The organism is Puniceibacterium confluentis (assembly GCF_007923445.1).
GTDB lineage: Bacteria > Pseudomonadota > Alphaproteobacteria > Rhodobacterales > Rhodobacteraceae > Puniceibacterium > Puniceibacterium confluentis.
Genome location: NZ_VOJI01000025.1, coordinates 20,520 through 41,553, shown reverse-complemented (window position 1 = coordinate 41,553; position 21,034 = coordinate 20,520). Strand labels below are relative to the sequence as shown.

20 protein-coding genes are annotated in these 21,034 nt (G+C 64.3%); 14 read left to right on the top strand and 6 right to left on the bottom strand.

Annotation, left to right across the window (positions count from 1 at the left end; translation table 11 throughout):
* Positions 1-72: 72 nt before the first annotated feature.
* The 7 genes from FOY53_RS19220 (at position 73) to FOY53_RS19190 (ending at position 7,126) form a co-directional block, all read left to right on the top strand.
* A complete protein-coding gene (locus FOY53_RS19220; RefSeq protein WP_146591911.1) occupies positions 73-912 on the top strand; it encodes a hypothetical protein in 840 nt (279 codons plus the stop codon).
* Between the two features lie 387 nt (positions 913-1,299).
* Entirely contained in the window at positions 1,300-2,082 is a 783-nt protein-coding gene (locus tag FOY53_RS19215; protein WP_246107474.1) for an ABC transporter ATP-binding protein, read from the top strand.
* Complete coding sequence (locus FOY53_RS19210; RefSeq protein ID WP_146591907.1) at positions 2,079-2,816, top strand: ABC transporter ATP-binding protein; 738 nt, start codon at positions 2,079-2,081, stop codon at positions 2,814-2,816. Before FOY53_RS19215 ends, FOY53_RS19210 begins: the two co-directional genes overlap by 4 nt.
* Positions 2,813-3,694 (top strand): branched-chain amino acid ABC transporter permease, encoded by an 882-nt coding sequence (locus tag FOY53_RS19205; RefSeq protein ID WP_146591905.1) that lies wholly within the window; start codon positions 2,813-2,815, stop codon positions 3,692-3,694. The genes FOY53_RS19210 and FOY53_RS19205 overlap by 4 nt, the downstream gene beginning before the upstream one ends.
* Position 3,695: 1 nt before the next feature.
* Positions 3,696-4,745, top strand: a complete 1,050-nt coding sequence (locus FOY53_RS19200; protein ID WP_146591903.1) for a branched-chain amino acid ABC transporter permease — start codon at positions 3,696-3,698, stop codon at positions 4,743-4,745.
* Positions 4,739-5,929, top strand: coding sequence for an ABC transporter substrate-binding protein (locus tag FOY53_RS19195; RefSeq protein WP_146591901.1), 1,191 nt, complete (start codon positions 4,739-4,741; stop codon positions 5,927-5,929). The genes FOY53_RS19200 and FOY53_RS19195 overlap by 7 nt, the downstream gene beginning before the upstream one ends.
* Positions 5,930-5,992: 63 nt before the next feature.
* The gene (locus tag FOY53_RS19190) at positions 5,993-7,126 is read left to right on the top strand and encodes an iron-containing alcohol dehydrogenase (protein WP_146591899.1); all 1,134 of its coding nucleotides are present in this window, start codon (positions 5,993-5,995) and stop codon (positions 7,124-7,126) included.
* Positions 7,127-7,129: 3 nt separating this feature from the next.
* On the opposite strand, the gene FOY53_RS19185 is transcribed toward FOY53_RS19190, so the two are convergent.
* Both FOY53_RS19185 and FOY53_RS19180 read right to left on the bottom strand, forming a co-directional pair.
* Complete coding sequence (locus FOY53_RS19185; protein ID WP_146591897.1) at positions 7,130-7,876, bottom strand: FadR/GntR family transcriptional regulator; 747 nt, start codon at positions 7,874-7,876, stop codon at positions 7,130-7,132.
* Positions 7,877-7,949: 73 nt separating this feature from the next.
* On the bottom strand, positions 7,950-8,960 hold the full coding sequence (locus tag FOY53_RS19180; protein ID WP_222435294.1) for an AraC family transcriptional regulator: 1,011 nt from the start codon (positions 8,958-8,960) through the stop codon (positions 7,950-7,952).
* Between the two features lie 104 nt (positions 8,961-9,064).
* On the opposite strand from FOY53_RS19180, the gene FOY53_RS19175 reads away from it, so the two are divergent.
* The 5 genes from FOY53_RS19175 to FOY53_RS19155 all read left to right on the top strand — a co-directional run bounded on the left by FOY53_RS19175 (position 9,065) and on the right by FOY53_RS19155 (position 13,855).
* A complete protein-coding gene (locus tag FOY53_RS19175) occupies positions 9,065-9,817 on the top strand; it encodes an SDR family NAD(P)-dependent oxidoreductase (RefSeq protein WP_146591893.1) in 753 nt (250 codons plus the stop codon).
* 9 nt (positions 9,818-9,826) lie between these two features.
* Positions 9,827-11,053 carry an acetyl-CoA C-acetyltransferase gene (locus FOY53_RS19170; RefSeq protein ID WP_146591891.1) on the top strand — a complete coding sequence of 409 codons (1,227 nt, stop codon included), beginning with the start codon at positions 9,827-9,829 and terminating at the stop codon, positions 11,051-11,053.
* Positions 11,050-11,934, top strand: a complete 885-nt coding sequence (locus FOY53_RS19165) for an enoyl-CoA hydratase/isomerase family protein (protein WP_146591889.1) — start codon at positions 11,050-11,052, stop codon at positions 11,932-11,934. The genes FOY53_RS19170 and FOY53_RS19165 overlap by 4 nt, the downstream gene beginning before the upstream one ends.
* 77 nt (positions 11,935-12,011) lie before the next feature.
* Complete coding sequence (locus tag FOY53_RS19160; protein ID WP_146591887.1) at positions 12,012-12,761, top strand: SDR family oxidoreductase; 750 nt, start codon at positions 12,012-12,014, stop codon at positions 12,759-12,761.
* On the top strand, positions 12,761-13,855 hold the full coding sequence (locus FOY53_RS19155) for a CaiB/BaiF CoA transferase family protein (RefSeq protein ID WP_146591885.1): 1,095 nt from the start codon (positions 12,761-12,763) through the stop codon (positions 13,853-13,855). Before FOY53_RS19160 ends, FOY53_RS19155 begins: the two co-directional genes overlap by 1 nt.
* Positions 13,856-13,955: 100 nt before the next feature.
* Here the strand turns inward: FOY53_RS19155 and FOY53_RS19150 are convergent, their stop codons facing one another.
* The 4 genes from FOY53_RS19150 to FOY53_RS19135 are packed head-to-tail and all read right to left on the bottom strand — an operon-like array spanning position 13,956 to position 18,497.
* The gene (locus FOY53_RS19150; RefSeq protein ID WP_146591883.1) at positions 13,956-14,648 is read right to left on the bottom strand and encodes a nitroreductase; all 693 of its coding nucleotides are present in this window, start codon (positions 14,646-14,648) and stop codon (positions 13,956-13,958) included.
* Positions 14,645-16,255 (bottom strand): acetate--CoA ligase, encoded by a 1,611-nt coding sequence (locus FOY53_RS19145; RefSeq protein WP_222435293.1) that lies wholly within the window; start codon positions 16,253-16,255, stop codon positions 14,645-14,647. Before FOY53_RS19145 ends, FOY53_RS19150 begins: the two co-directional genes overlap by 4 nt.
* Positions 16,256-16,277: 22 nt before the next feature.
* Positions 16,278-17,450, bottom strand: a complete 1,173-nt coding sequence (locus FOY53_RS19140) for an acyl-CoA dehydrogenase family protein (RefSeq protein ID WP_146591881.1) — start codon at positions 17,448-17,450, stop codon at positions 16,278-16,280.
* Positions 17,451-17,462: 12 nt separating this feature from the next.
* Positions 17,463-18,497 carry a phosphotransferase family protein gene (locus FOY53_RS19135; RefSeq protein WP_186766671.1) on the bottom strand — a complete coding sequence of 345 codons (1,035 nt, stop codon included), beginning with the start codon at positions 18,495-18,497 and terminating at the stop codon, positions 17,463-17,465.
* Positions 18,498-19,051: 554 nt separating this feature from the next.
* On the opposite strand from FOY53_RS19135, the gene hmgA reads away from it, so the two are divergent.
* Both hmgA and maiA read left to right on the top strand, forming a co-directional pair.
* On the top strand, positions 19,052-20,401 hold the full coding sequence (gene hmgA / locus FOY53_RS19130; protein ID WP_146591877.1) for a homogentisate 1,2-dioxygenase: 1,350 nt from the start codon (positions 19,052-19,054) through the stop codon (positions 20,399-20,401).
* Positions 20,398-21,027, top strand: coding sequence for a maleylacetoacetate isomerase (gene maiA, locus FOY53_RS19125; RefSeq protein WP_146591875.1), 630 nt, complete (start codon positions 20,398-20,400; stop codon positions 21,025-21,027). Before hmgA ends, maiA begins: the two co-directional genes overlap by 4 nt.
* Positions 21,028-21,034: the final 7 nt, after the last annotated feature.

Genomic DNA, 21,034 nt, shown 5'->3' with positions numbered 1-21,034 from the left:
GTTACGCTCTCGAAATGACCGCATGACAGACGCAGGCCAAGCCGCCGTCAGCCGCGTGCAAACAAGTTGGCAATGCCCCCCGACGGCACCAACCGCGATTTTCAGGTGCCGTTCCCCGGTGTGGACTTCATCGCGTCCGAGGAGCATTGCGACGTAAAGCTGGGCAACAACTGGTGTAAAGGCCGCTACCCGAATTGGCAGCTTCACGCCGAGCATGATGATGTGATCGTCGACCTTGAGCTTGTCGCGACAGTTGAATCTTGGCGTGCCGGATCCGGTGCGATGTATTTCGACGAGGCGCTGACGGTGTTTAACGCGCATGTCGTGCCCGCACCGCGCGCAGTTGTGAATGGCACGATTCAGATTGCGGGCGAAACGATCGAAATCGAGGACGGCAAGGGCTACCACGACCACAATTGGGGCAAAGCCGGTATCGAAGGTGTTCTTAAGGCGTGGCACTGGGGCCGTGCCGAATGTGGGGATTTCACGCTGAATTTCTCGTATATTCTACACAACGCGGACTACGGCAATAAGGTTGTGTGCAAGTTCATGTTGGCCAAAGGCAGTGAAATCCTGCTGAGCACAGGTGAGTTCGAGGACAGTTTTGTTGGAGAGATCCATGTCGCTCCGCAGTCCGGGAACGGCTGGCCTGACGGCTTTCTGATCGAAACACTTTACAACGGCGACATGATCCGCATCGAGATTTCGGGCAATCACCTGTTGAGTGACGCGCTCAATTCCGACCAGGAACCGAATGAAGACACCGCACAGCCGGGCTATATCCGTCTTGGCGGCGACATCAGGATGACAGTGCCACTCGCAGGCGGTGTCGAGGTCGCAACCGGCAACATCATTCACGAAATGTCCTTCTCGGAAGCGATCCCAAAAGCGGAAGCAAACTGGCTTTTGTAGGTAACCGTTCGCCCCCCGTGCGAGCTATCGCCGCAAGGGGGGGGGCGAGCATTCCGGGGTACTCGGGCGGTCACTCCGACGACAACGGGCCACTTAAACCGTGTTCTGGATGTGGTCTCTCCCGCAATCTTGAGGCGCGGCCCCAGCCAATCTGGCGCAACCCTCGAACTGAGAATGCCGCGGAGGAGGCCGCCGTCCCAGACGCGATCATGGGGTCCAAAGAGCAGGCTGTACTGGCCAGCTTCAGATGTTTTCCAGGACTTTCTAGGCGCAGCAGACTTTTGTCGGACACTAAACGTCAAAGGCTTGACTGATCTCCATGATGTTATTAATGTCGGACACTAATGTGGGAGTATGGGAGATTCCTGCAGGCAGGGAGGACGCACTGTGCGGCAAAACGGCAATCCACTACTCGAAGTACGGGATCTCATCATTCGGTTCGGCGGTGTTGTGGCCCTCAACGAAATTTCGCTCGAAATCCACGAGCAGGAGATTCTCGGGCTGATCGGCCCCAACGGCGCGGGCAAGACAACGCTATTCAACTGCCTCAGCCGTCTCTACCGCCAGAGCTCCGGCGATATCCTCGTCAGGGGCGAGACCATCACCCCATTGGGAGCCGAGGACATGGCCGCCCGCGGCATCGGCCGCACCTTTCAGAACATCGCGCTGTTCGAGACGATGACGGTCTACGAGAACGTCCTGACCGGCGCGCAATTCGCGATGAACGGTGGCCTGGCGGCAGACATTTTCAACGGGGCAAAGGTGCGCCGAGAACGGGCCGAGACGCGCGAGCGGATCATGCATCTGCTGTCGTTGCTCGACCTGGCGGATATCGCCGATCACACCATCGCCGACCAGAACTTCGCCGTGCGCAAGCGGATCGAGTTCGCGCGGGCATTGGCCGCGAAACCGAGCCTCCTGATGCTCGACGAGCCGGCCGGCGGGTTGAACCGCGAAGAGGTGAGGCATCTGGAAGACCTGATCCGGCAGGTGCGTGACGAGTTCAAGGTCGCGGTGCTCTTGGTCGAACATCACCTGAACCTCGTCATGAAGGTCTCCGACCGCGTGGTGGCGATGGATTTCGGCCAGAAGATCGCTGACGGGCTGCCGCACGAGGTACGAGCGCATCCGCAGGTCCTGCGGGCCTATCTCGGGGAGGAAGCGGCATGAAACATGCGCTGGAACTCAACAACGTCACAGCCTCCTATGGCCACGGCAGCATCCTGCACGGCATCGACCTTGCGGTGCCGGAGGGCGGAGTCACCGCTCTTTTGGGTGCGAACGGCGCGGGCAAGACCACCACGCTGCGCGCCATCTGCGGCATGATCGAAACCCATGGCGAGGTGCGTCTGTTCGGCGAGGAGATCACCGGCAAGAGCCCCGAGGCCATCGCGCGTATGGGCGTGGCACATGTCCCAGACGGGCGCGGCACCTTTTCCAGCCTGACGGTGATGGACAACCTGCGGCTCGGGGCCTTCACCGCAAAGAAGCGCGGTAACTTCCAACGCTCGCTCGACCGGGTGTTCGACTATTTTCCCCGGCTAAAAGAGCGCGTGGGCCAGCACGCCGGCACGCTTTCGGGCGGTGAGCAGCAGATGCTGGCGATTGGCCGGGCGCTGATGGCCGAGCCGCGGTTGATCCTGCTGGACGAGCCTTCGATCGGGCTGGCGCCGGTGATCGTGAAGCAGCTGTTCGAGATCCTCGATCAGATTGCGCGCGACGCGGGGGTGTCGATGCTGCTGGTCGAGCAGAACTCGAACCTCGCGTTGAAACTGGCCTCGAACGCCGCGCTGCTGGAGGTGGGCAACCTCGTGGCGCGCGGCACCGCCAAGGAGCTTTCGCAGAACCAGGAGATCGCGCGGGCCTATCTGGGCGACGTCGCGGCAGAGGGGGCAGGGGCATGACCTTTTTTCTTGAACAACTCATCATCGGCCTGTCGTCGGGCGGCATCTACGCGATCATGGCACTGGCCCTGGTGATGATCTACAAATCCACCGGCCACGTGAACCTGGCGCAGGGCGAGATGGCGGTGTTCTCCACCTTCATCGCCTGGACGCTGGTGCAGATGGACGTGCCGATCTGGCCCGCGATCCTGCTGACCGTGGCCGTGTCTTTTGTCGGGGCCATCGTGCTGGAGCGTGTCGTTGTCCGGCCCTTTGCCAAGGCTGATGACCTTGTGGTTGTGGCAGTCTTTGTGGGGCTGTTTCTCAGCATCCACAGCCTGGCCGGGGCGATCTGGAACTATGAGGTCAAACCCTTCCCCAGCGCCTTTTCCGACGGCTCGATCAGCCTGATGGACGACCTGTCGATCCGCGCGCATACCTTGGGGTCGCTGCTGACCACCGGGGCGGTGCTGACGGCAGTGTGGTTCTTCTTTCGCTACACACGCCTCGGCCTCGCGCTGCGGGCTGCTGCGGACAACCATGAAAGCAGCCGCCTTGTGGGGATCAACGTGTCGGTCATGCTGGCGCTCGGATGGGGGCTAGCGGCGGGGATCGGCGCGGTGGCGGGCGTGATGATCGCGCCGGTGACCTTTCTCGATCCCGGCATGGGCCTGGCACCGCTGATCTTTGCCCTTGCTGGCGCGCTTCTGGGCGGCATCACCAGCCCCTTTGGCGCCGCTCTGGGCGGGCTGATCGTCGGCGTGCTGGAGGCGATGGTCTCGGCCTACGTTCCTTACGGCATCGAGTTCCGCGAGTTGATCGCGCTGATGCTGATCCTGTCGGTTCTGCTGGTGCGGCCCGCGGGTCTCTTCGGTGAAATCGTGACGCGGAGGGTGTGAAATGACCATGGAGAGCACAGACATGACCCAGGCCCTGAGCGCCCCCCGCAGCCGCAAGGTCTCGCTGCCATTCGCGCGGCTCGGATACGGCGCCGCAGCGCTGGCCCTGCTGGCCGCGACCGGGGTGCTGGAAGGCTACGAGCTGTTCCTCGCCTCCTCGATCCTGTCCTACGCCATCGCCGCGATGGGGCTGAACGTGCTGATGGGCTACAACGGGCAGATCTCGCTGGGCCACGGTGCGTTCTTTGCCATCGGCGCCTATGCGGCCGCGATCTGCATCGACCGTTTTGCCGTGCCATTCGCCCTGACACCGGTGATCGCCGGTATCGTCGGCATGGGAGCAGGCTGGCTGATCGGCAAGCCGGCGCTTCGGCTGGAGGGCGTCTACCTTGCGCTGGCCACCTTCGGGCTGGCGATTGCCACGCCGACGGTTCTGCGCTCGGACCTCTTTGCAGAGTGGACGGGCGGCGTGCAGGGGCTGTTCCTGCTGATCAACCCCGCGCCCGAATGGGCCGGGCTGGACCTTGACCAGTCGATCTACCTCGCAGTCGTGGGCTATTTCCTGCTTTTTGCCTTTCTCACCCTGCGGCTGGTGCGCGGGCTCAATGGCAAGGCCTGGATCGCCACGCGCGACAACCCGATTGCCGCCCGCGCCATGGGCTTTGACGTCACCCGCGCCAAGACCCGCGCCTTTGTCTTCTCTGTACTGGCCTGCTCGGTCGGAGGTGCGCTTCAGGCGGTTGCCGTGCAATTCGTGGCACCTGACAGCTTTCCGTTTTTCCTGTCGATCTCGCTGTTCACCGCCGTCGTCGTGGGCGGGCTCTGCTCGCCGCTGGTCGGCCCGCTGCTGGGCGCGGTCTTCATCGTCATGGTGCCCAACGTGACCGAAGAGATCTGGCAAGGCGGAAGCTGGGCTGTCTATGGCGGCGTCATCATCGCGATCATGGCGATCCAGCCGCGCGGACTGGCCGGGATGCTCGGCTGGGTCAAGGGCAAGCTCACCACGCACACCAACAGAAAACAGCAGACAGGGAGGAACCGACCATGCTGAAATCAACCACTGCCCTCGTACTGGGCCTCACCCTCGCCAGCGGCGCAATGGCCGCCACCTATGACAAGGGCGCCTCGGACGACGAGATCAAGTTCGGAACCATCGTGCCGCTCAGCGGTCCGGCCTCGGCCTATGGCTCGACCGGCACCTGCATTGCGGCCTATTTCGACATGGTCAACGACAAGGGCGGCATCAACGGCCGCAAGGTCAGCGTCTCGGTACAGGACGATGGCTACAACCCGGCCAAGATGCTGGAGCAGGCCCGGCGGTTGGTCGAGCGCGAAGGCGTGCTCTTCATCGCGGGCAACATCGGTACGCCGACGAACTCGGCCATCCATCGCTACATGAACCAGCGCAAGGTGCCGCATCTGTTCCTGACGACTGGCGCATCGAAGTGGGACGACCCCGAGAACTATCCCTGGACCATGCCCTATATCCCCAGCTACGCGGCGGAGGGGCGGATCTATGCCAAGTACATCAAGGAGAACATGCCCGACGCCAAGATCGGCATTCTCTACCAGAACGACGACTTCGGCCGCGACTATATGGATGCCTTCATCGACCAGCTGGGCGATGAGAGCATGGTGGTCTCGGCGGTCAGCTACGACACCTCGGCCGCCACGGTCGACAGCCAGATGTCGACCCTGAAGGAAAGCGGCGCGGATGTGTTCTTCAACGTCGCCTCGCCCAAGTTCGCGGCGCAGGCGATCCGGCGCGCGGGCGAGATCGGCTGGGATGCGACGCAGTTCCTGGTCTCGGTCTCCAACGCCAAATCGGCGGTGCTGGAACCTGCGGGGCTGGATCATTCCACCGGGATCATCTCGACCCAGTACCTGAAAGAGCCGACCAACCCTGCCTATGCCGAGGATGCGGACGTTCAGGCGTGGCAGGCCTTCAAGGCGGAGTATTTTCCCAAGGCCTCGGACGGCAACTGGTGGGACTGGTCGTGCTATTCCACCGCCTACACCATCGAGCATGTGCTGGCGCAGGCGGGCGATGAGCTTACGCGCGAGAATCTGATGAAGGTGGCCTCCAACCTCGAGGGTTTCGAGGCGCCGATGCTGCTGCCGGGCATCACGGTGAATACCGCCGCCGATGATTTCGCGCCGATCGAGGCGATGTCGCTGATGAAATTCGACGGTGACAACTGGGCATTGTTCGGCGACGTGATCGCCGTCGACTGATATGCCCGCACGGCAGCGCGCCCCTGCTCCCCGGGTGCGCTGCCACTTTGATTGGAGAGGCCGATGACCCGAATTGCGCTCACCCCCATGGAGGCCGTGATCCACGGCACCCCCGCCGCGCAGGCCGTGGCGACCGAGGCCGAGCGGCTCGGCGCGCGGCGCGTTTTCGTCATCGCCAGCGGCACGCTTTGTCGCGAGACCGACGAGGTCGAGAAACTGAAGGCCTCTCTGGGCAGGAGTTGCGCCGGGGTCTTCGACCGGATGGGCGCGCATGTGCCGCGCGGCGATGTGATTGCGGCAACCGCTGCGGCGCGGGAGGTCGCGGCCGATCTTATCGTCACCATCGGCGGCGGGTCTCCCACCGACGGGGCCAAGGCGGTGGCGCTCTGCCTCGCCAATGACGTCTCGACCGGCCAGGACATTGACCGGCTGCTTGACGGCGACGTCGCGGCCCCCGCTGTGCCGCAGATCTCCATCCCCACGACGCTCTCTGCCGGAGAATTCAGCGCCATTGCCGGCGTCACCAACGAGGCCACCGGCACCAAGGACATTCTGCTCCATCCGGGCCTGATGCCGCGTGTGGTGGTGCTCGATGCCGAGGTCGCGCGGCACACGCCCGAATGGTTGTTCCTGTCAACGGGCGTGCGCGCCATCGACCATTGTGTCGAGGGCATCTGCTCGCAGGAGGCCAACCCCTTCGGCGACGCGCAGGCGCTGCACGGCTTGCGGCTGTTGGCGGACGGGCTGACGCGCGTCAAGGCGGACGCTGCTGACTTGCGGGCCCGACAGGATTGTCTGCTGGGGGCCTGGCTGTCGATGGGGCCTCTGACCAGCGGCGTGCCGATGGGGGCGAGCCACGGCATCGGCTATGTGCTGGGCGCGAGATACGGCATCCCGCACGGCCACACGTCCTGCCTGATGCTGCCTGCGGTGATGGCGTGGAATGCCTCCGCCAACGCCGACCGCCAGATGTTGGTGGCAGAGGCGCTGGGGGATGCGTCTGAGCCTGCGTCCAACCTCCTGCACAGACTGATCGCCAGCCTCGGGCAGCCGCGAGGCTTGCTCGCCAACGGTATTGCTCGGGATGCTTTCCCCGATATCGCAGAGGCCGCGCTTCACACCCCCTGGGTGCCGAAGAACCCGCGCCCGATCAAAGGCGCGGACGATGTGATGCAAATCCTCGAACTGGCGGTCTGAGCCTCAGGCCTCCCGCGCCTTGGGAAAGACCGCCGGATCGGTGATATCGAGGCTGGCCAGCTCGTATCCCTTGCGGAAGTCGTTGAGGTGCTTGATCATCCAGGCCTTGGCCTCATCCGCGTCGCCCCACTTGATCGCGTGAAGGATCTTTTCATGCGCGGTCAGCAGGCGTTCGCTGGCGTTGAGGCTGGTCATCACCGTCTGGAACGACGGGTAGAACAGTTCGCTGATCGGCAGCCTCAGCGACTGGATCACCCTGTTGTTGGCGGCCAGAGCAATCAATTCGTGAAACTCGATATCCAGTTTGACCAAGGCGTCGGGGTCGTCCATCGCCGCTCGGGTCCGGGTGATGTTGTCCTCCAGAGCCGCCAGATTGTCGGCGTTGCGCCGGTTCGCCGCCGCCTCGGCCGCCACCGGGTCGAGCGCGCGGATCGCCTCCCAGATCTCTTCGAAGGTGACGCCGTTCATCACCAAGGGGGTTACCAGCCGACGCGACAGTTCCTCGGTATCGGGGCGGGACACGAAGAGTTTGCGCTTGCCCTCTTCACGGTAGAGCAGGCCCTGCTGTTCCAGCGACCGGATCGCCTCGCGCACGGTCGAACGGTGGATGCCGTTCTCGCTGGCCAGCGCGGTTTCGGCCGGCATGCGTGCCCCGGGCTGCAACTCGCCCGAGAGGATCTTCTGTTGCAAGGCAAGCGCCAGCTGTCGGAATACAGGCAGATCGGCGGTGGTGTCGAGGTCGAGTTTCATGGGCAACTTTCACGATGAACTACGCCACGTCAGCCTACATGCTGCCGGACGCTAATGCGAGGCATTTCGTCATTTATTCAATATCGTCCGACACAGTAGGTGCCTGCCGGTTGTCCGCCCGATACCGTGCCGGCGAAGTCCCGGCCCAGCCCTGAAAGGCCCGGAAAAAGGCGCTCGGCTCGGTATACCCCAAGAGATCGGCCACATTGGCAACCGGCGTGTCGGTCGCGGCCAGCAGGTGCCGGGCCTTGGCCGCGCGCAACTCGGACGTCAGCTTGCGAAAGCTCTCGCCCTGATCCTTGAACTGCCGTCGCAAGGTGCTGGGTGACATGCGGAACTGCCGGGCGAGACTGTCGAAGTCCGGCCAATCCCGCGGCGACGTGCGTGACAGCAGCGCGCGGACCTGTCCGGTCACGTCGTCCATGCCGCGATAGCCCACCAACAGGTTGCCCGGCGCCTGTTTCAGGTAGCGCTTCAGGGCGACCTCGCTGCGGTTGACGGACAGGGTCAGAGGCGCGGCGTCGATCACCACCTGCGTTTCCGGCGCGTCGAACTGGACCTGCGTGCCGAACAGGCGCGAATAGGCCTCGGCCCCCGCGGGCGCGGCGCAGCGAAAGGCCACCTGCACCAGGGGCAATCGCCGCCGCGCCAGCCAGCAGAGCGGTCCCAGCAACACGATCAGAAGCGTGCGATAGGCGAAGGCCGAGGCGGGCGGCCCGTCGTCGGTGAAGGCGATGATGGCCTGCGCGTTCCGGACCGTGACCCGCCCGCGCGGCGCGCCGACCATCACGCCCAAGGCCCAAAGCGCGCGCTCCAGCGCCTTGCCCAGGGTCGGCGCGCCACGAATGGCATGGCACAGCAGCGCAAAGCTTCCCGGCCGCATCGGGTGCGCCGTCATGCCCAGCATTTCATCCTGCATCTCCTGAGCGAGCGCGAACCAGAACTCTCCGTATTGCGCCAGCGTCATCGGCCCGTCCGGTGCGATCCGGCGGGCAATCGGCGCGGCATCGAGACCGGCGCGGCGGGCGCAGTCGAAGGCCTCATTGATGAAGACCGGAATGATCGGTGCCGTGAGGTCTGACATGGCTTTCATATGGCATTTCCGGTCATAATATGAAACAGAAATGTCATTGTTTGCCATGCTGGAACGCTCTACCGATCTGAGCCAAGTCACTGAGGGAGGACAGCATGGACATTGACGGCAAGACGATACTGGTCACGGGCGCGAGCTCCGGTCTTGGCGCGGGGGTCGTGACCCGGCTCATCGCGGGCGGGGCGAATGTGGTCGGGCTCGACATCAACATCGATGGCGCGGCAGAGGGTGACCGCAAGGTGATGGTCCGCGCCGATGTGACCTCCGCCGATCAGGTGGCCGAAGCCATCGAGACCGCGAAAACCCGCTTCGGCGGCCTGCATGGGTTGGTGAATTGCGCCGGAGTCGCGCCCGGAGAGAAAATCGTCGGCCGCGACGGGCCGCATGACCTCGACCGCTTCTCGCGCGCGGTCTCGATCAACCTCGTGGGCACCTTCAACACCATGCGGCTCGCGGCTGAGGCCATCGCAGCGGCCGAGCCGGGGCCGGACGGAGAGCGCGGGGTGATCGTCAACACCGCCTCGGTCGCGGCCTTCGACGGCCAGATCGGCCAGGCGGCCTATGCGGCGTCCAAGGGCGGCGTGGTCAGCCTGACGCTGCCGACTGCGCGGGAGTTGGCGCGGTCGGGCATCCGCGTGATGGCCATCGCGCCGGGCATCTTCGAGACGCCTATGATGGCCGGTCTGCCGCAGGAGGTTCAGGATTCGCTGGGGGCCAAGGTGCCGTTCCCGCCGCGCCTCGGGAAGGCCGAGGAATTCGCCGACCTGGTGGCCGCGATCTTTGCCAACCCGATGCTGAACGGCGAGGTGATCCGGCTCGACGGCGCGCTGCGCATGGCCGCGAAATAGGGGATGACCATGCAACATGTTCGGATTTTCGACGCCGTGCGCACGCCGCGCGGCAAAGGCAAGGCCTCGGTCGGCGCGCTGGCAGAGCTCAGCCCGGTGGAACTGGCCACGGTCCCGCTGAAGGCTTTGAAGGAACGGTCGAACCTCGACACCTCGGCCGTCGGCGACGTGGTGCTGGGCTGCGTCGATCCGGTGGCCGATCAGGGCGGAGACATCGCGCGCACGGCAGCGCTGGAGGCGGGCTATGACGAGGCGGTTCCCGGCGTCCAGATCAACCGCTTTTGCGCCTCGGGGCTGGAAGCCTGCGCCATCGCAGCGGGAAAGGTGGCCAGCGGCGAGGTCGGCCTGGCCGTGGCCGGCGGGGTCGAGATGATGAGCCGGGTGTCGATGCTGTCGTCCGGCATGCCGGTGCTGGCCGATCCCGGCATCGCCATCCCGCGCAAGTCGGTGCCGCAGGGCATCTCGGCCGACCTGATCGCCACGCTGCGGGGATACAGCCGCGACGACGTGGATGCCCTGGCGGTGGAAAGCCAGCGCCGCGCGGGCCGCGCGTGGGAGGAGGGCCGATTTGCCCGCTCCATCGTGCCGGTGAAGGACCGCAACGGTCTGACCGTGCTCGACCGCGACGAGGCGATCCGGCCCGGGGCCGACATGCAGTCCATGGGCGCGCTGAACCCTTCCTTTGAGCTTTACGCGAAGAAGATGGGATATGACGCTGTTGCGGAACAGAAATACCCCGACATCGGCATACTGAAATACGTCCATCACGCCGGGAATTCCTCGCAGATCGTCGATGGCGCGGCTGCGGTTCTTCTGGGGTCTGAGAAGGCTGGCAAGGAGAACGGCCTGATGCCGCGCGCCCGCATCCTCGGGCTGGCCTCGGTGGGGTCCGAGCCGACGATCATGCTGACCGGGCCCAAGGCCGCCTGCGACCGGGCGCTGAAGCAGGCCGGGCTGGGCTATGCCGACATCGACCTGTGGGAGCTGAACGAAGCCTTTGCCTCGGTGGTTCTCTATTTCCAGGAGGAATCCGGAGTCAGCCCCGACCGGATGAATGTCAACGGCGGGGCCATCGCCATGGGCCATCCACTGGGCGCCACGGGAGCGATGATCCTGGGCACGCTGCTCGACGAGTTGGAGCGCGCGGACAGGCAATTCGGCTGCGCCACGCTCTGCGCCGCGACGGGACAGGCGATCGCCATGGTGATCGAACGGATGGACGGAGAAAGCGCATGAGCAAGGTCATTACCCTGGGCGTCGACGGGCACGGCATTGCAGAGCTGAGCTGGGACGATCCGGACCGCAAGGTCAACGTGTTTTCCATTGATGCCATCGAGGAGTGGGTGCGCTTGGTGGAGCAGGTGGCCTCGGACTCTTCCATTCGCGGCGTGCTGATCACCTCCGGCAAGACCTCGCTCCATGCCGGCGCGGATCTGCGCATGGTCTGTGGCTTCTTCGACATGTCAGCCGAGGATCTCTGGTCCGTCATGGCCCGCGTCAAGGACAGCCTTTACCGGCTGGAGACCTGTGGCAAGCCGGTGGCTGCGGCGATCAACGGGCATTGTCTGGGCGGCGGTTTCGAGATGGCACTGGCGGCGCATGCCAGATTCGCCGTGGACGATCCGGCGATCAAACTCGGCTTGCCCGAGGCCGGGCTGGGGTTGATGCCGGGCTTCGGTGGCACGCAGCGTCTGGCGCGTCTGGCGCCGTGGCAGCGGGTGACGGCGGACATGTTGCAGGGGGCCACCTACGACGTGTCGGAAGCGCGGTCTTTGGGCCTGTTGACCGATGTTGTTCCTGAAGGTGCCCTGCGCGATGCAGCCCGCCGGTGGCTGCTGGACAATCCCGCCGCCGAACAGCCGTGGATGGCGCGGGGCTATCGTGGGCCATCCGCGCTGGAGATTGAGCGGTACTTCCACGCGCTGAACGCCGGGTTGACCCGGGATGGCGTGGCCGAGCGACCCGAGCAGAGGTTGATTGCCGAGGCCATCTATCACGGGCTGCAGATGCCCATCGAGCCGGCCTTGCGGCTGGAGGTGCGCCGGTTCATCGAACTGACTCGTGATCCCTCGGTCAGGCAGACCCTCCAAGCGCGCTTTTTCGGCGAAGCCGCCTGATGTGACATTCTATTATTGTCCGACACTAATGCGCGTGATAGCGTTCAAGGCAATCGCAGTTTCGGAGGAGGAAACAGATGCTAGAAGGCAAGATCGCGGTGGTGACCGGCGCGTCGTCGGGGCTGGGTTATCAGTTCGCCCTGACACTGGCCGGGCAGGGCGCGGCCGTTGCGGTGGCCGCGCGCAGCACCGGCAAGCTTGACGATCTGGTGGCGCGGATCACGGCAGAGGGCGGCCAGGCGCAGGCCTTCGGCTTCGATGCCGCGGATCCTGCCGCGCCTGATGCGCTGATCGCCGCCGTGTCCGAGCAGATGGGTACGCCCGACATTCTGATCAACAACGCCGGTATCAGCAGGCCCGCCCGCGCCCACAAGGCGACGCTCGAGGATTTCGAGCAGACCATGGCGGTCAACGTCCGTGCGCCCTGGCGGCTGTCGCAGCTCTGCGCCGAGCGCTGGATCGACGAGGGTCGCGAGGGGTGCATCGTCAACGTCTCTTCGATGCTCTCGACGCGTGTGGCCAAGGGCGTGTCGCTCTACACCATGTCGAAGGCGGCGATCCGGCATCTGACCGCCGGTCACGCGCTGGAATGGGGCCAGCACGGCATCCGCGTCAATGCGCTCTGTCCGGGCTATATTCGCACCTCGATCAACGATGAGTTCTGGGACACCGACCAAGGTAAGGCCGAACTGGCAAAGCTGCCGCGCCGCCGAGTGGGCGAGCCGAAGGACCTCGACAGCGCGCTGCTGTTTCTCGTCGATCCGCGCAGCCATTTCGTCAACGGCGAAGCGCTGACGGTCGACGACGCGCAGAGCTGGGCGATCTGATGGCAGAGCGAAAACCCGGCGCCCTCGAAGGGCTGAAGATCGTCTCGATGGCCGAACAATATCCCGGGCCGTTCTGCACGCTGACCCTGTCGGACATGGGCGCCGATGTGATCCAGGTGGAGCGGCCGGGCGGCGACCCTTCGCGGTTTCTGCCGTCGTTCTACGAGGGGCTCAATCGCAACAAGCGCTCAGTGGCTCTGGATGCGCGCGACCCGGCACAGAAGGCGGAGCTCCTGCGGCTCATCGAACAGGCCGACGTGTTTCTCGAAGGCTTTCGGCCCGGCAAGCTGGCGAAGCTTGGGCTTGGCTACGACGACCTGAACGCGGTGAATCCGCGCCTGATCTATGTGTCGATATCGGGCTTCGGCCAAAGCGGTCCCTACCGGATGCGCCCGGCGCATGATGTGACCTTCCAGGGGATCGGCGGTGCCCTGGGCGAACGCATCAGCGGCGCCGTCGACGGTCTGCCCCCTGCGGTGCTGCTGGGCGATTCTGTCTCGGCGCTTTATGCGCTGACCGGCGTGTTGTCTGCCTTGCTGGCCCGCGAGCGGACCGGGCAGGGCACCCATGTCGACATCGCCATGAGTGACGCGGTGCTGGCCTTGCAGACGCCCTTCATCGCCGCCGACGCCGCAGAGGACGCCAGCCTACCGCAGCGCGATCCGGGTTATGCGCTTTACGAGACTTCGGATGGGCGCTGGCTGACGACCTCGGTGGCACACGAAGATGCCTATTGGGATAAGCTGTGCCGCGATGTGGGGCTGATGGAGGGCGTTGGTCTGACCCGTCCACAGCGCGTGGCCCGGCGCGATGACCTCGTCGCGAAGATCGCAGAGCGCATCCGCGAAAAGCCCTTCGCGCATTGGGAAGCGCTGTTCGAGGCCTCGGGGCAGATGTGGGGGCCCGCGTTGCGCCGTGAGGAGCTTGCAGAGGACCCGCAGTTCCGGACGCGCGGGCTGTTTGAAGAGGTCACGCGGCAGGATGGCACAGCACAGCCCGTGTTGCGCCAGCCGGTGAAGTTCTCGGCCTATGACAACGCGCCGCTGCGGCGGGCGCCGGGGGTCGGAGAGCACCAGGGCGACAGTTTTGACTGAGCGGTGAAGGCTGTCAGATGCGATCTGCGCCCCGGACGTGATCCGGGGCTTCATTCGCGGCGTGGCCAGGAGGTCCCGGCGCGAGGCCGGGAGGGGGATATCAGTCGTGAAACCGTGTGTAGTCCTCGACGGCGCGGCGCCCGGTTTCGAACCGGTTCGCCGGATCGGACGGGTCGGCGTGACCCATCGCCATGCCGCAGATCACCGTGCGATCGTCGGGCAGGGCCAGCACCTCGCGGATGGTCTGATGATAGGCAGCAAAGGCTTGTTGCGGACAGGTGTCCAGCCCGAAGCCCCGCGCCGCGATCATGATGCTTTGCAGGAACATGCCGGTGTCGAGCCAGCTTCCAATCGGCAGGTCCCGGTCGATGCTGAAGATCAGCCCCACCGGCGCGTCGAAAAACAAGAAATTGCGCCTGTGCTGCGCCCGCATCCGCGCCGCGTCACCCCGGGCGATGCCGAGTGTGGAATAAAGGCCCCAGCCGGTTTCCCGCCGCCGCGCCAAGTAGGGCTCGCGCCACAGGGTCGGATAATATTGATAGGTTTCCTCGCCCGCATCGCCGGCGTCGAACCGGTCCGTGATCGCGGTGGTCAACCTGTCCAGCGCAGGTCCCGTCAGCACATCCACATGCCACGGCTGGATGTTGGAGCCGCTGGGCGCGCGCCCGGCGATCTCCAGGATGCGCCGGAGCGTCTCGCGCGGGACCGGCTCGGGCAGGAAGGCCCTGACCGAGCGGCGCGAGGTGATGGCTTCGGCAGCAGTGCGCGCCTCTGGCCGCTCGGGGCAGTTCATGCGGGCTGACCCTCGAACTCCTGCTGCTTCAGCAGACGCCGCTGGATCTTGCCGGTGGGCGTCTTGGGCAATGCGTCGACAAAGGCAATCCGGCGCGGGTACTTGTAAGGCGCGGTCAGGGCCTTGGTGAAATCCTGCAATTCTTTGGCGAGCGCGTCGCTCGGCGCATGTCCGGACTTCAGGATGATGAAGGCTTTCACCACCTCGCCGCGGGTCTCGCAGGGGCTGGCGACGGCGGCGCATTCCAGCACGGCTTCATGCTCCATCAAGGCGTTCTCCACCTCCATCGGCCCGATCCGGTAGCCCGACGAGTTGATCACGTCGTCATCGCGCCCGCCGAAGAACAGGTAGCCGTCCGCGTCCATGCTGGCGGTGTCGCCGGTCAGGAACCATGTCACGCCGCCCACGGTCAGATAGCTCTCGCCCGTCTTGTCGGGGTTGTTCCAATAGCCCAGCATCAGCTGCGGATGCGGGCAACGGATTGCCAGTTGTCCGGGGGTGCCGACGGGGGCCTCACGTCCGTCCTCGCCCAGGATCGCGGCCTCGGTGCCCGGCAGCGGCTTGCCCATCGCGCCGGGCTTTACCGGCATCTGCGGATAATTGAGCACGGTCATCAGCGTCTCGGTCTGCCCGTAGCCGTCGAGCAGCAGCGCGCCGGTTTTGTCCGACCACGCCCTGACGATCTCGGGGTTCACCGACTCGCCTGCCGAAACCGACAGCCGCAGAGCCGAGAGGTCATGGCCCGAGGTGTCCACCTGCACAAGCTGGCGGATCTCGGTGGCGGCGGCGCAATAGACGCTGACCTTGTGGCGCGCGAGCAGCTCCAGCCGCTTTTCGAGGTCGAAGGGACCGTCATAGAACAGCACCGTCGCGCCGCAGCTCCACGGACCGTAGAGGATCGAGGTTCCGGCCTTTGACCAGCCGGTGTCGGCGGTACACCACATCACGTCCTGCTCGGTCAGCGACAGCCAGTACCAGGCCGAGACACGCCAGGAAAACAGCGCCCGGCTGGCGTGCATCACGCCCTTGGGCAGCCCGGTCGAGCCGGAAGTGTAGAACATGATCGCCGGGTCTTCGGCCGCGACCCGGGCCGGTGTGAAATCGGCACTGTGCCGCGCCATTTCGGTCTCGAAGTCATCCCAGCCGTTTGTCGCGCCGACGGAGAGCCGCACCTTGGCCGCCCCGGCAATCTTGTGCGTCTCTGCCGCGGTCGTCACCACCGCCACCGCGCCGGAATGCTTCATGCGGTAAGTCACGTCCTTCTCGGTCAGCATGGTGACGCAGGGGATCGGGATGGCGCCGATCTTGTTGCAGCCGACCATGGCGATCTGCCACTCGGGAATGCGCGGCAGCATGATCAGCACGCGGTCGCCTTTTCGCACGCCCTTGGCGGTCAGGTAATTGGCGAAGCGGTTGGTCAGGTCGCGGATGTCGGCATAGGTGAAGCGGCGCTCCTCGCCCGCCTCGTTGACCCAGATCAGCGCCATGCGCTCGGGGTACGTCGCCCAGGCATCCACCACATCGCCGCCGTAGTTGAACGTCTCCGGCACCTGCCATTCGAAGCGCTCGCAGGCGGCCTCGTAGCTCGTCATCTCAACACGTTGCATGCTTGCTCCTCCCCAGAAGCGGTTAACCCTTCATGATCCGGCGCGAGATCGCCCATTTGTGAACCTCGGACGGCCCGTCATAGATACGGAAGGCCCGGGTCTCGCGGAAGATCTGCTCGACCACCGTGTCGCCGGTCACCCCCATGCCACCGAGGATCTGTACGCAACGGTCGGCGACGCGGAACAGCGCCTCGGACACCGCCGTCTTGACCATCGAACTTTCGTGCCGGCCCTGTTCGCCCTTGTCGAGCAGGGCGCAGGCCCACCAGATCATCAGCCGGCTCTGCTGCAACTCCATCTCGTTCTCGGCCAGCATGGCGCCGATCTCGCCGTGGCGTCCGATCGGCTTGCCGAAAGCCTCGCGTTTGCGGGCATAGTCCAGCGCAATCCCCTGCGCCCGCATCGCGCCGCCCAGCCAGCGCATGCAATGGGTCAACCGCGCCGGGGCAAGCCGCACCTGCACGTAGCGGAAGCCTTGGCCAACCTCGCCCAGCACGTTCTCGGCCGGGATGCGCAGATTGTCGAAAGTCACCTCCCAGTGGCCGCCGGTAAAGGAACTGTCGAGCGTATCAAGCTGCCGCGTGAGGGTGATGCCGTCGGCGTCCATGTCCGAGATCAGCATGGTCGGGCCACCGGGCTTGTCGCCCTCGGCCTGCACATCGCAGAAGATGATGGTAAAGCCCGCGCCCTGCGCCCCGGTGATCAGCCATTTGACGCCGCTGACCAGGAGATCCTCGCCGTCATAGCGCGCTTTCGTCCTCAACTCGGAGGGATCGGCCCCGGCACCCCAAGGCTCGGTCATCGAGAAGCACGAGCGGAATTCACCGGCGGCGAAGGGCTTCAGCCAGCGCTGTTTCTGTGCTTCGGTCGCGACCTTGTCGAGCAGGTTCATGTTGCCCTCGTCCGGCGCGGCACAATGCATCGCGATGGGCCCGAGCGGCGACAGCCCGCAGGCCTCGAAGGCAATCGCCATGCTGACGTGATCCAGCCCCAGGCCGCCCCATTTCTGCGGCACATGCGGCGCGAAAAGCCCCGCGTCGCGGGCCAGAGCGTTCAGCTCGATCCGCAATTCTTCGGTGGGGCCATGGGACGTGTTGCGCGGGTCTTTCTCATACGGAACGATCTGCTCCATGACGAAGCGTTCGATCCGCTGGCGCAGCGCATCCTGTTCGGGGGTGGGCTCGAAAGAAATCATGGGCAGTCCTTGTCAGTAAAAGTCACCGCGGGCGACCCGCAGGCCAAAGCTCAGCAGCCCCCGAGAGAGGTCGTCGAAACGGGCGAAATCCGGGTCATCGGTGCCGCCACTCTCGTAGCGGCGGTAAAGTTGCTGGAACACGACGGCGAGGCGCAATGTAGCCAGCACACGGTAATAGGTGAAGTCATTCAGTCTGCGTCCACTCGCGTTGGCATAGAGCGCCGCGGCCTCTTCGCGGGTGGGAAAGCCGTGGCGCGCCGTGGGCATCTGGCGCAACTGGTGCATCGCCTCAGGATCTCCGGCCTCGGTCCAGTAACTGAGCAAGACCGCGAGGTCATAAAGCGGATCGCCCAGCGTGCCCATATCCCAATCGATCAGGGTCCGGGGTTCAAGTGTTTTCGGGTCGAGGATGATGTTGTCGAGCTTGAAATCGTTGTGAATCAAGGTTGGCGCGCTCATCGTTTTGGGCTGATGGGCTGCGAGCCACTCCAGGAACGGGTCCAGTTGGTCGGGCGCCGCACCGCCCCAAGCCAAGCGTGCGCGTTTGCTCCAACCGCGTTGGGTGCGTTCCACAAAGCCGTCGGGCCGCCCAAGGGTTCCAAGGCCGCACGCGTCGGCGTCGATCGCATGCAATTCGTGCAGGACATTGATAATCCTGCGGCCAAGGGCGCTACCAATCGGCCCGGCGTTTCGCCAATTCCCAACAGTGTCCGACGGTAATTTCTCGCCGATGACCAGGCCTGGGCGATATTCCATCAAGAGAAACGGCGCGTCGATGACCGACAGGTCATCGCAGAACAGCTCGGCTTTCGGGACCAACGGCATCACCGGGTGAAGGCTCGAAAGTATACGGTACTCGCGCGCCATATCGTTGGCCCCAGGCGGGACCGGACCCAGCGGCGGGCGCCTCAATACCAGGGGCGCGCCTTCAGTTTGAATGAGGAAGTTCATGTTTCCATAGCCGGCAGAGAATTTCTTGGGCGCGGTACTCGGGTTCAGAACAATTCCGTGTCGCATCAGGTACGCCTGCAAACGAACCAGATCCAAGCCCGGAACGCTTTTCGGAGAAGTTCTATGCTGTCGACTTGACGTGGTGACCATTGCGCTCCCCTTTAGTGTCCGACAGTAAGTGTTATAAACAACACATAGTGCGGGTGCAACGATAATTTTGACGGTCAATAAATTGGCGTGGCGGTGGGTCATGCGACCGCTGTGGCGGCCGCCGCATGGTTTCCGGCCCGGCCCTTACAACTCTGGAGCAGAACCGCCAGAGCGACGCAGGATGGAGTAGACACCTGAAGAAAACTCCCTGTCGTCGCTACTACGTCCGTTCAACCGTTGTAGCGCGGGTAGCAGCTTCGTCCTTGTCCGCATCTTAGGCCTTTCGAGGTACCTCGGATCGTGCTCCTGCAACGCATAGCCGCATTGTGAGCCGCGTGCGCAGCAATTTGATAACCTGACCAAAGGAAGCTTTGGGCAGGACATGCCTTGAACGTTTCACTTGGTGAAACGCGATCTCGACCCCTCCATCAGGAAAACATAGGTTCTCGGCGATATCGCGGTCGATGATCCGACCGCCGTCAGTGGGCAGGAGGCACCAGATGAGCATTGAAGACGGAAGACCGATGGTGAAGGCCGATGGTGCGACGACAACCGCCGGCTACATGCCCGGCTTCGGCAATGATTTCGAGACCGAAGCGCTGCCCGGCGCGCTGCCGCAGGGCATGAATTCTCCGCAGAAGTGCAACTATGGCCTCTACGGCGAGCAGCTGTCCGGAACCGCCTTCACCGATGTCCGCCCCGAGCGCACCTGGTGCTACCGGATCCGGCCGTCGGTCAAGCACAGCCACCGCTACGAAAAGATCGACCTGCCGTATTTCCGCTCGGCCCCCGACATCCACCCCGACGTCACCAGCCTTGGCCAGTACCGCTGGGATCCGGTGCCGCACACGGAAGAGCCGCTGACCTGGCTGACGGGCATGCGCACCATGACCACCGCGGGCGACGTCCACACCCAGGTCGGCATGGCCAGCCACATCTATCTGGTCACCGAGTCCATGGTTGACGACTATTTCTTCTCTGCCGACAGCGAAATGCTGGTGGTGCCGCAGGAGGGACGGCTTCGCTTTGCCACCGAGTTGGGGATCATCGACCTTGAACCCAAGGAGATCGCCATCATCCCGCGCGGCCTTGTCTACCGGGTCGAGTTGCTGGACGGTCCGGCACGCGGGTTCGTCTGCGAGAATTATGGCCAGAAATTCGAACTCCCCGGCCGTGGCCCGATCGGTGCCAACTGCATGGCCAACCCGCGCGACTTCAAGGCTCCTGTGGCGGCCTTCGAGGATCGCGAAGTGCCTTCGACCGTCACCGTGAAATGGTGTGGCCAGTTCCACACCACCCGGATCGGTCAGAGCCCGCTGGATATCGTCGCCTGGCACGGCAATTACGCGCCCTACAAATACGACCTGCGCAATTACTGCCCGGTCGGCGCGATCCTGTTCGACCACCCCGATCCTTCAATCTTCACCGTGCTGACAGCGCCCTCGGGGCAACCCGGCACGGCGAACATCGACTTCGTGCTGTTCCGAGAACGCTGGATGGTGATGGAGGATACTTTCCGGCCGCCGTGGTATCACAAGAACATCATGTCCGAGATGATGGGCAATATCTATGGCCAATACGATGCCAAACCACAAGGGTTTGTGCCGGGCGGCGTGAGCCTTCACAACATGATGCTGCCGCACGGGCCAGACCGCAACGCCTTCGAGAAAGCCTCGAACGCCAACCTCGGCCCCGAGAAGTTGGACAACACCATGTCCTTCATGTTCGAGACCCGCTTCCCGCAGCAATTGACGCAGTTCGCGGGCAAGGAAGCGCCGCTTCAGGACGACTACATCGACTGCTGGAAGGACATCGAGAAGAAGTTTGACGGCACGCCGGGCAAGAAATGAAGCTCTATACCTATTGGCGATCAACCACATCCTACCGGGTGCGGATCGCGTTGAATCTCAAGGGACTGGCTTACGAGCCGGTCCCGGTCAACCTCGTTGCAGGCGCCCAAACGGCGCCGGACTATGCCAGTTTGAACCCGGGGCAGGGCGTTCCGACCGTCGTATTGGAGGATGACACGGTCCTGACCCAGTCGATGGCCATCCTCGACTGGCTGGAAGAGACACATCCCAACCCGGCGCTCTTGCCCACGGATACCACCTTGCGGGCAAAGGTTCGCGCCGCCGCCCTGATCATCGCCGCCGATGTTCATCCGGTGAACAACCTGCGGGTCGTGGCAAAGCTCAAGTCGATGGGTCACAGCCAGCAAGAGGCCGTGGACTGGATGAACGACTGGATGCAGCGCGGCCTGACCGCCTTCGACCAACTGATCGACCCCGGCACGCCCTTCTGCTTTGGCGACGCGCCCGGTTTGGCGGAGATTTGCCTCGTGCCGCAGCTCTACAATGCCCATCGCTGGGGGTGCGACCTCGCCCCATTCAGCCGTTTGACCGAGATCGAGACGCGCTGCCTTGCCACCCCGGCGTTCGACGCTGCCCGGCCCGAAAATCAACCTGATGCCAATTAACGAAGGA